The sequence below is a fragment of the Treponema sp. R80B11-R83G3 genome (assembly GCF_054786115.1).
The window spans coordinates 1-10138 of sequence record NZ_BDHF01000056.1; the positions used below are offsets into that span (position 1 = coordinate 1).

At 39.7% G+C, this 10138-nt stretch carries 8 protein-coding genes and 1 pseudogene; 5 read left to right on the top strand and 4 right to left on the bottom strand.

Annotated features, from left to right (window positions below; all coding sequences use genetic code 11):
* Positions 1 to 434: 434 nt before the first annotated feature.
* Positions 435 to 692: pseudogene (locus ACYVRH_RS08725) on the top strand (MoaD/ThiS family protein); the annotation flags it as partial.
* Positions 678 to 1862, top strand: a complete 1185-nt coding sequence (gene moeB, locus ACYVRH_RS08730) for a molybdopterin-synthase adenylyltransferase MoeB (protein ID WP_461256539.1) — start codon at positions 678 to 680, stop codon at positions 1860 to 1862. The pseudogene ACYVRH_RS08725 and the gene moeB, both read left to right, overlap by 15 nt.
* Positions 1863 to 1905: 43 nt before the next feature.
* Here the strand turns inward: moeB and ACYVRH_RS08735 are convergent, their stop codons facing one another.
* A complete protein-coding gene (locus ACYVRH_RS08735) occupies positions 1906 to 2352 on the bottom strand; it encodes a bacteriohemerythrin (RefSeq protein ID WP_461256532.1) in 447 nt (148 codons plus the stop codon).
* A 434-nt stretch (positions 2353 to 2786) separates the two neighbouring features.
* Here ACYVRH_RS08735 and ACYVRH_RS08740 point away from each other — a divergent pair, with 434 nt between their 5' ends.
* Both ACYVRH_RS08740 and ACYVRH_RS08745 read left to right on the top strand, forming a co-directional pair.
* On the top strand, positions 2787 to 4010 hold the full coding sequence (locus ACYVRH_RS08740; RefSeq protein ID WP_461256533.1) for an HD-GYP domain-containing protein: 1224 nt from the start codon (positions 2787 to 2789) through the stop codon (positions 4008 to 4010).
* A 69-nt stretch (positions 4011 to 4079) separates the two neighbouring features.
* On the top strand, positions 4080 to 4874 hold the full coding sequence (locus tag ACYVRH_RS08745; RefSeq protein ID WP_461256534.1) for a GerMN domain-containing protein: 795 nt from the start codon (positions 4080 to 4082) through the stop codon (positions 4872 to 4874).
* Between the two features lie 36 nt (positions 4875 to 4910).
* Here the strand turns inward: ACYVRH_RS08745 and ACYVRH_RS08750 are convergent, their stop codons facing one another.
* Positions 4911 to 5762, bottom strand: a complete 852-nt coding sequence (locus ACYVRH_RS08750; protein WP_461256535.1) for a TIGR00282 family metallophosphoesterase — start codon at positions 5760 to 5762, stop codon at positions 4911 to 4913.
* A gap of 44 nt (positions 5763 to 5806) precedes the next feature.
* Here ACYVRH_RS08750 and ACYVRH_RS08755 point away from each other — a divergent pair, with 44 nt between their 5' ends.
* The gene (locus tag ACYVRH_RS08755) at positions 5807 to 6475 is read left to right on the top strand and encodes a hypothetical protein (protein ID WP_461256536.1); all 669 of its coding nucleotides are present in this window, start codon (positions 5807 to 5809) and stop codon (positions 6473 to 6475) included.
* A 48-nt stretch (positions 6476 to 6523) separates the two neighbouring features.
* Here ACYVRH_RS08755 and ACYVRH_RS08760 read toward each other — a convergent pair whose 3' ends face one another.
* Complete coding sequence (locus ACYVRH_RS08760; protein ID WP_461256537.1) at positions 6524 to 7810, bottom strand: adenine-specific methyltransferase EcoRI family protein; 1287 nt, start codon at positions 7808 to 7810, stop codon at positions 6524 to 6526.
* A gap of 626 nt (positions 7811 to 8436) precedes the next feature.
* Positions 8437 to 9720, bottom strand: coding sequence for an adenine-specific methyltransferase EcoRI family protein (locus ACYVRH_RS08765; RefSeq protein ID WP_461256538.1), 1284 nt, complete (start codon positions 9718 to 9720; stop codon positions 8437 to 8439).
* Positions 9721 to 10138: the final 418 nt, after the last annotated feature.

A 10138-nucleotide genomic window follows, 5' to 3' on the forward strand; every position in this document is an offset into this window, starting at 1 on the left:
TGTTGTTTCAACGTGTTTCCCTTTATGATTTTTTATGTGGTACAAGCCCGCCGCCAAAAATTAATAAGTTACCTGAATGTCAGACGGAGTTCGTATGGTAGGGGGATTTATTTTGGACACTAATGATCCGTCATATAATCTTACAAAACAGTTTTTTACCATCCCAACTGCTTCTGAGTCAGTTCTTTTAAGATGTAATTTTTTTCCAAGTTTCTTGATTCCGGGCCAAAGCATATAAAACCTCCAAAATTATATTTATTATATCATTTTGCGGGTGATGGCGTAAATTATCCCATAGATATAGATATTTTCCATAAAATAAAATATAATATAAACACATTGAACAAAACAAATAAAAAGAATTTGTCTTTGCAATGCGGAGACTTTGATTAAACTGTCTGACCAAGCGGTCAGACGTAAAAGGAGGTATAAAATTGATAAAAGTCCTCATTCCCTACGCGCTCAGGGCATTTACAGAGCGCAATGCGGAGGTGGAAGTGAAAGGCAACACGGCGGGAGAGGCGGTTAACGCGCTTGCAAATGCCTATCCTGCCCTTAAAACCCACCTGTTTACGGAAGATGGTCAGCTTCGCGATTTTATCAACTTGTTTGTTGGCGGCGTAAACATCAACAGTTTGCAGGGACTTGACACGCCCGTTGCGGATAACAGCGAAGTGATGATTGTTCCTGCAATCGCCGGCGGCAGTGATGGCGGCCATGCCGCCGAGCTCACCAACGAAGAAATAGCGCGTTACAGCCGCCATCTGCTTTTGCCGGAGATAGGCGTTGAGGGGCAAAAAAAATTAAAGGCGGCGAAAGTCCTCATTGTCGGTACGGGGGGGCTTGGCGCGCCGCTTGCATTGTACCTTGCGGCTGCTGGCGTTGGAACAATCGGGCTTGTGGATTTTGACGTGGTGGACGAATCAAATCTTCAGCGGCAAATAATTCACAGCACCCGCGACGTTGGCAGACCAAAAGTTGCTTCGGCAAAGGACAGAATCAGGGGGATAAACCCGCTAATTAACGTAGTGACGCATAATGCGGCGCTTACAAGCCAAAACGCGATGGAACTTTTTGCCGATTACGACATTATCGCGGACGGAACCGACAATTTTCAAACGCGCTATCTTGTAAACGACGCCTGCGTATTTTTAGGCAAACTGAACGTATACGGTTCCGTATTTCAATTTGACGGGCAGGCGACAGTCTTCGGCGCGAAGGACGGCCCCTGCTACCGTTGCCTCTATCCGTCTCCGCCGCCTCCCGGACTAGTCCCTTCATGCGCGGAAGGCGGAGTTATGGGCGTACTGCCCGGCATCATCGGAACAATTCAAGCGGCAGAGACGATTAAGCTCATCGTGGGCGGGGCAAAGCCGCTTATTGGGCGCCTGCTCTTGTTTGACGCGTGGCGCATGGCGTTCCGCGAATTAAAACTGGAAAAAAACCCCGACTGCCCCGTGTGCGGAAAAAATCCTTCCATTCATGAACTAATTGATTATGAACAATTTTGCGGTTTAAAAAAGAACGCCGACAGCAAGCCGATAGACACAATAACCGCCCTTGATTTAAAAAAACGCCTTGATAACGGAGACAAAATTCAATTTATTGACATCCGTGAGCCTCATGAACGCGCCATTGTCAAATTTCCCAATGCTATTGTAATACCTCTTGGCCAATTGGAAAGGCGCATGGACGAACTTGACCCGTCAGTAGACGCGGTATTCCTTTGCAAAATCGGCCAACGCAGTATTTTAGGAATAAAAACTCTGCAAGAAGCCGGTTACAAAGGAAAACTGATGAATCTGCAAGACGGTCTTAACGCTTGGGCTAGAGATGTTGATAAAAGTATGCCTATTTATTAAGAAATACGCTGAATTACAGCCCAAAAAAACGCAGTAAAGACCATCATTGCTTGCTTTGGATGTAACGGCTGAATACCCTGTCCTCTTTACAGATATGATTGATCCACCAGTTTTTAAGAAATTCCAGAAACTCCTGAGGGTCTTTATTCCAAATGCTATCCTTACTTGTGTGGGACAACGCGCTTGTCAATTCTTTGTGCAATATACGGTGATTTTCCAGATTTGGATAGCCGCATTTTTTAAGAAAATCCTCTTCAATCTCAAAATGGATGCGGGTATATTCGTTCACCATGCCGATTACAGGCCTGAGCATCTCATTGCCATGCTTGTTTTGTATCGCGAAGCATAGGGAATTGATGGTGGAAACAATCCCACGGTGCTGCTCATCGACAATCGGTATTCCCAAATTGTACGAAGGCTCCCAGACAATAAGAAGGTTATGGTTCAACATACTAAGCCAGGGTTCATTTGCGGTTATTTTTTCGGGCATGTTTCCTCCAGTGCTTTTAGGGTAAACCTCTTATTATTGTCTGTCAAGACGGACAGAAATATTTGGGCGGAAATTTTATTTTTATTTTTTTTTATTTTTTTCTTGACAAAAAATTAAAAAAGGGACATAATTTATCGTAGGGGGGAAAAATTATGCCAGCAAAAAAAGCAGCGCCGAAAGCAGCAGCGAAAAAAACCACAACAAAAGCAAAAGCAAAAAAGACAACAAAGAAGTAAGGTACAAGTGCTATCGGTCTGCGAATGGTACTGCCATCGCAGGCCGATATGTTGACTTATCACGCCGCCCATCTAAGGCGTTATGCGAAATTTAAAAATGAACGTGCCGGATATACATTTGAAAATTTTAAAGATAGTGAAGTTTCTTTTTCAATAAACACTTGAAAACATATTAAACTAATGATAAAAAGAATAATTATGGTTACAGTACGAATGGATTCGCTTATCAAATCCATAGCTACCGCTTTGGATATTGTGGAAGGAACTCTTGTGGGAGCCAGCCCCAATCATGGCAAACGAATTGCCGTTCTTTGCGCTAAAATGGGAACGCTACTGGGAAAAACCCCGCAGGAAGCCACCGCCCTGGCGATTTGCGCCCTGCTCCATGACAGCGCCCTTACCGAATATATTCTTTCCGAGCAAAAAGACGGGGACTATGACATGGCCATGAAAAAGCACTGCGAAATAGGCCAGCGGAACGTGGATGACCTCTGTTTTGAAACAAATGTAAAGGATTTTGTTTTGTATCATCATGAACGCGCCGATGGCAGCGGACCGTTCGGCATACGGGAAGGAGATGGCCCCATAGAAGCGGAACTTATCGCCATTGCCGATTCACTTGATGTTAGCTATCATCTGCAAAGACTGGAGCTTGAAAAACTGTCAGCTATCCGAAATATAATCAGTCAGGAAAGCGGAAAACGCTACAGTAAGAAGGCGTCGGAGCTAATGTTGGAAATTCTTGACTGGCCTGCGGTTCTGTCTCTTAAAGATGATGTAATTAAACAAACCGCGTCACAGGTTTTGTTCCCCTGGACTGTCGATATTAAGACAGAAACTATTTTTGGCCTGTCCGCTTTTATTGCCAGAATCATCGACTACAAGTCCGCTTTTACGGTGAAACATTCAACTCAGATTGCAAATAGGGCGTGGTTAATGGGGAATTACTATAAATATGAACCTGAAAAACACGCGCAGTTGTATCTTTCTGCATCTTTGCACGATCTTGGTAAATTGGCGGTTCCCATTGACATTCTGGAAAAACCCGGCAAGCTTACCGATGAAGAATTTAAAATTATCAAAGAACATGTTCACCTAACATGGGAACTTCTTAATGAAGTTGAAGGATTCGAGACTATTTGCAAATGGGCGTCCAATCATCATGAGAAACTTGACGGCAGCGGTTACCCCTTTGGGAAAAAAGCTCCTGACCTTGACTTTAACTCCCGGCTTTTAGTCTGTTTGGACTTATATCAGGCGATAAGCGAAGAAAGGCCATACCACCCCAGACGCAATCACGCGGATACAATGCAGATACTCCATGAAATGTCTGATAGCGGAAAAATAGACAGTGATATTGTCAAAGATATTGATATCGCTCTTGCTCCCTATGACGGTAAAGACCTGCCGCCGCCAAACTAGTAGTCTTTGTGTGAAAAATTTTCGGTAAAATTCCTTGACCCCATCTATAATTTACCGTATCATGTTTTTGTGGCAAAACGAAAAACAACGGGTAATTCTAAATCCAAAGGTTCTCGGGCGGTAGTTATTTTTTGGCTGATTTTTGTAATTGCAATTATCTGTATCTTTATGGCGAATGCCGCTACCATAAAAAAGAATTTTGATATTTTTAAAACTCGCCTAACCACCCCTCCCGGCGCGGAAGAAGAAATTTTACCTGTGGAGGATGAGCATCCTGTTACAGTTGTAATCGATACTTCCGCGCCAAAACCTCAGTCTTCTGAAGAAACAAAACCGCAAACCACCGAGCCTGCAAAAACTCAAACCACTCAACCTGAAAAAAAACCTGCTGCTGAAACGCAGACAAAACCGAAAACGCCAACTACGACTCAGCCGCCGCCTGTGCAGACAAGGGACAGGGCTATTTATTTTGCCAATGTCGGAAGCGACGGGCAGATTCTCCATTCAAAGGTAACGCGTAAAATTCCCGTTTCTGATTCGCCGATGCAGGACGCATTGAATGTTCTGCTTGCCGGTCCTACGGCGGAAGAATTAAGCAAAGGGCTTCTTAACCTTATTCCAAAAAACACAAGAATGCTTTCCGCAACGGTTAGGGGAACTACCGCTTACATCAATTTTAGCGAAGATTTTTTATTTAACACTTTTGGCGTGGAAGGTTATGTCGCCCAGCTTAGGCAGATCGTTTGGACAGTGACTGAGTTTCCGAATGTAAAGGACGTGCAAATACTAATTGAAGGCAGAAGAGTGGATTATCTTGGCGAGGGTATTTGGATTGGAAGCCCAATTAGCCGTCAGTCATTCTAATTGAAACATCTAAAAACTTCAGTTTTTTGATGTTCCCTATATTCTTTTAATCGAAACAACTTTTCCGCTCTCTATATCAATCTCAGCGATAATGCCCTGCATTTTTCCCGGTTTATCTGATACCGCTACTTCCATGTGGTACAGAACCTGCTTGCGGGCGCGTTCAATGCAAATTTTCGGCTCCATGCCGATTACGCTGTCAACATTGCCGGTCATTCCAAGATCGGTGATGTATGCGCTGCCATTTGGCAGTATCCGCTCATCGGCTGTTTGTATGTGCGTGTGAGTGCCGGCAATTACCGTAGCGCGCCCATCGGCATAATAGGCAAGAGCTTCTTTTTCGCGGCTGGATTCGGCATGGAAGTCTACAAGTACAATCGGCAGGGCGCGCGGAATTGGATTACCGAATTCCGTAGAAAGCGGATTAATACTGGCCGCTTTGCCAGTATGCGTAATTATTAGTTGATCAAAACATTTAAAAGGGCAATCAATGGCATTCATTAATTCGCGGCCCTGAAGATTAATAACTATCCAGTTTATTCCATTTTTATTTATGCAGGCAGAGCCTTTGCCGGAAACATCAGGATTTATAGCCGTACTCGCAGGATAATTAGCGGGGCGAAGAATTTGCTTTTCAGTATCCAAAACATTCCAGAATTCGCGTTTTTCCCAAATGTGATTTCCTGAAGTAATTACATCAGCGCCAGCCGCGACTATGCGTTTAAAGTCATTTTTAGTCATACCAAAACCTTCGGCGGCATTTTCGCCATTGACCGTGACAAAATCAATTTGATGTTCTTTAATCAGTTCCGGCAGTTTTGCTTCCAGAGTTTCAATGCCATGATTCCCTACTACATCGCCAATCATGGCGGCTTTTACTGTAAGCATATTTATATATTGCCATAAAAGCCTTCTATCTGTAAACTGTACCTATGACCAGAGGAATTTTCATCGCTGGAAACGAATCAGCTATTAGCCGCGCTATTGAGGCGGAGGTGGGCAACCGCGTAGAACAATTTGCCTCCGCTTTTATCCCAAACAGATTTTTCGGCGCAGTAAGGAGTTCATCGCAGGAAACGTCCAAACGCCTGTCCCTCGACTGGAATCCGTCAAGCCCTATTTCCGCCCGGACTTTGATACTTGCAGCGGAAAACCGCCTTGAACATATTGACGAGGCGATACTTATTTGCTCGCCGCCTTCCATTCGCGGTAAAGCCTTTGATCTTTCTTTTTCTGATGTTGAAATAATGTTTAACGACCACATAAAGGGATGGTTTTTTCTTATAAAGGAACTTGCCGCTGTCTTTAACAATCGCAAGCGCGGAACCCTTGCCCTTGTCTACCCCGATATTGCTTCATCATCCCAAAAAGATGAAGCGGCGGATTTACTTGGCCCTCCGGCTCTCGCCTCATTCCGCGCCCTTACTGCCAGTTTGCTTTCCGCCGCCCACAACGATTCATATTTTACTATGGGCTTTTCAACTACCGACTCGGGAAACGAATCGGCCTTTGCCTCATTTATTTTTAAATCTCTTGATGATACGGCAAAACGCTCCAATGGCAAATTGCATAAGTTTGGGAAGTTTAGTTTGTTTAAGTGACAGATGCCGTTGCGTAAACCATAAATAGCCCAAAAGGGCATTTTATATTTATTCTTTCTGAACCAACACCCTTCCAAAGCATTTTTTACCATTAGTATATGGGAAGTATTGTGTCTCTTGAATAATTTTATAGCCTTTTTCCAATAATCCATTTAATATAGGACGAGCTGATACGGCAAAAGGTTTTTTATAATCACTCGGTATATAACAATTATCAACTATCAACTTTTTAGAATCGTCATATTTTTTATATTTTTCCGGTATGTCTTTTAACGGGACTATTTTTAAATGTTTATATTTTGGTCTATTTTTTATAGGAAAATTTGTATACCAGTGCCCTGCCGCTTCTACAAGTTCCCTCTTTGGATTTAAGAAATAATCTATTCTGTTATATCCAGCCCATACCTTATTATCTTTAAAATATGGGATAAATGCCGGTGTTATTGGATTTGTTATATTTGAAATGATTAAAAACTTCTTTCCGCTTCCAATAGTAACTTTCCAATAATCAGAAGCCTTTGAAAACGGCGGGTTCGTGCATACTATGTCCGTTTCTTCTTTAAGAATTTTCAATGACAGCGGATGGTCAAAACTTCCTGTATAACCTTCGGGATATTCTTTGAATTCCTTAAAACCTGTTTTTGTAAATATATAACCCTTTGCTCCTTGATTAAATAAATCAACAGGACCGCTATAATGGGTGCATATTAATTTTTTTAATCCAAGATATTGGAAGTGATGTATAAAATATAAAGTAAACGCGGACGTGCGCCTATCATCGTCGTCAACAGGGTCATCACAGTTACAAAACACGGTTTTATTTTTCCAAATGCTTTTATTATACATTGACAGCTCTTTTTCAACATCTTCGTATCGGGTATAAAACTCGTCATTATTTACTTTTTGCGCCTTTTGCAGTACGTCTTTTTGTGATAGCCCTCTTTCTTCAAGAGACAGCGTCTCAAGAGACGGGGTTGTTTTTTTTACAATTTTTGTTATCTGTTTTTTTTCATCAGTTTTAGTAAACGTCTCTTTTACAAACAACTTATGGGATTTAATGAATTTGACATATTCCTTAAATAAAGCGGAATTGTAAAAATATATCTCTTTGCTTTTTTCTTCCCGAAGCATAATAAATTTTTCTTTTACATCATTTTCCACCTTTGCCATATCCTTCACTTCGCAAGTGAACAGATACTTGGAGACGTTTACTTTTGATTTGCCGGTTGTACTATTATATTCTTTCAAACGCCTTTTAAGGTCGTTAGTTTTGCCTATTTTACACCTTGTTTCTTCCGTAGCGGCCTGAACTATGTAAATGTACTGCTTTTCCATAGCAATAGAATACCTAATTACAGGAAAATGTCAAGATAGGTGTAAAAGGCAGAGTAACCGCCTGCGAACTGCGTACCTTTGGTACGATGGTTCGACGGTGGTTATTTTAACATAAAATTTATCTTATGGTAATACTCCCCAAAAATTTTCTGGTGTATAAGTTGTACGATTTTTATATACAGGGAACCTCTAAAAACCTCGGTTAGGTTTTTAGAGGTTCCATGAAGAAAATCGCTAAATCATTACAACATAAAGATTTATTGTAATGCGATTTTCTTCATAGGTTATGAAAACATCTAAAAACTGAAGTTTTTAGATGTTCCCTACATAAAATTTTGTTGAGTTATTCCAATGTTTTATTTATCCTTTATATTTCCAAACCCATTTGGCTTTAATGTCGCATAACGTTCCGGCGGTAAACGACGTTTGGGGCAGGTAATAGGGCGTTGCGTAGCAACGACCCCTGCCCCAAATGTGGCGGAACAAAAGCGTGCAGAGGCTGAAAGCCCGAACACGGTTTTGCGTAGCCTAGCCCCGAAGGGGCGTACTTTTACCGACCTGTTATGCGAAGCACCACCACACCCTGCCTTATCTGACTACGCCGATTTATTACACATTTTATTATACTATTCTTTCTGAACCAATACCCTTCTAAATTTGTCTTTGTTTTTTATTTTTGGAACATAGCAATCAATAATTTTATATCCTTTTTCTAATAAACCATTAAATAAAGGATGATTTGATACTGCAAAAGGTTTTTTATAATCACTTGGAATATAACAATTATCAACCTGCAAATATCCGCTATCGTCATATTTTATATATTTTTCAGGTATTTCTTTTAACGGAACAATTTTTAAATGTTTGTATCTAGGTCTGTTTTTTATTTTTATATTGGTATACCAGAAACAAGGGTTGCTTACAATTTCTTTTTTGGGATTTAAAAACCAATCTACTCTATTATATCCTCCCCATGCTTTTTTTTCCTTAAAATATGACATATATGCCATTGTTACATAATTAGTTTGTGCCGATATTATTAAAAAACGTTTTCCACTTTTAATAATAAGTTCCCAATAATCTATAGCTTTTGAAAATGGCGGATTTGTGCAAACTATATCCGCTTCTTCTTTTAATATTTTTATTGATAGTGGGTGATCAAAACTCCCATTATAATCTTCCGGGAATTCTTTTTTACCAAATTCTTTATAACCTGTTTTTGTAAATATATACCCTTTAGCACCTTGATTAAATAAATCAACCGTACCGCTGTAATGCGTACAAATAAGTTTTTTTAATCCAAGTTCTCTGAAATTTTGTATAAAATAAATTGAAAAAGCAGACGTGTTTTTTTCACTGTCATCAACTGCATCATCGCAATTACAAAATACGGTTTTATTATTCCAAATATTTTTATTATACTTTGATAATTCTTTTTCTACATCCTCTAATCTCGTATAAAATTCATCATTATTTATTTTTTGTGCTTTTTGAAGTAATTCCTTTCTTGTAACCCCTCTTTCTTCAAGAGACGGTGTTGTTCTTTTTACTATTTTTACAATTTGTTTTTTATCTTCTGTTTTAAGATATGTTTCTTTTATAAATAACGGATGAGATTTAATAAATTTGACATATTGATTAAACCAATGTGTATTAAAAAAATATATTTCTTTACTTTTTTCTTCACGTAAGGTAATGAATTCGTATTTTAAATCATTCTCCACAGTTGCCATATCTTTTACTTCGCATGTTAATAAATACTGGTAAATGTTTTCTTTTGATTTTCCAGTCATGCTATTATATTCTTTTAACCGCCGATTAAGGTCGTTTGTCTTACCAATTTTACATTTTGAGGGTTCTAGCAATGCTTGAACGATGTAAATATACTGTTTTTCCTTGCTTTTAGCCAAAATTAAGCCCCTTTTACCACTAAACTAATACATTTATATTTATATCATATTCTAAAATGTGATACAAGTATCTATTTTCGCCTTTTCTTATTGAAAATATGTATTCTGGAGACAATAAACCCCTTATTATTTTACATTAAATTTAATATCGCTGGTTATGTTTTGCTCTTATATATCTTTATGGTGGTGTTTCGCATAACATACGTTATATGACATACACCCTAAAATTGGTTGGAATAATAATGAAATGAATAATATATTGGGAAAAGGCTTGAATAAATGTTATTAATTTCATTAGTGTCCAAAATAAAACAAAAAAAGATTGAAAAAGCGCGGCTCCCCATATAGAATGAATTGTCAACCACAACGAATTCGTTGCTATATAAGGAGTTAGCGCATGAACAAGCATAACACGATA

Bases quoted from the DNA above. Each gene is read 5' to 3' on its own strand.
- ACYVRH_RS08740 (WP_461256533.1), top strand. From the start codon at position 2,787: ATGGTTACAGTACGAATGGATTCGCTTATCAAATCCATAGCTACCGCT.
- ACYVRH_RS08750 (WP_461256535.1), bottom strand. From the start codon at position 5,762: ATGCTTACAGTAAAAGCCGCCATGATTGGCGATGTAGTAGGGAATCAT.
- moeB (WP_461256539.1), top strand. From the start codon at position 678: ATGATTGTTCCTGCAATCGCCGGCGGCAGTGATGGCGGCCATGCCGCC.
- ACYVRH_RS08735 (WP_461256532.1), bottom strand. From the start codon at position 2,352: ATGCCCGAAAAAATAACCGCAAATGAACCCTGGCTTAGTATGTTGAAC.
- ACYVRH_RS08755 (WP_461256536.1), top strand. From the start codon at position 5,807: ATGACCAGAGGAATTTTCATCGCTGGAAACGAATCAGCTATTAGCCGC.
- ACYVRH_RS08760 (WP_461256537.1), bottom strand. From the start codon at position 7,810: ATGGAAAAGCAGTACATTTACATAGTTCAGGCCGCTACGGAAGAAACA.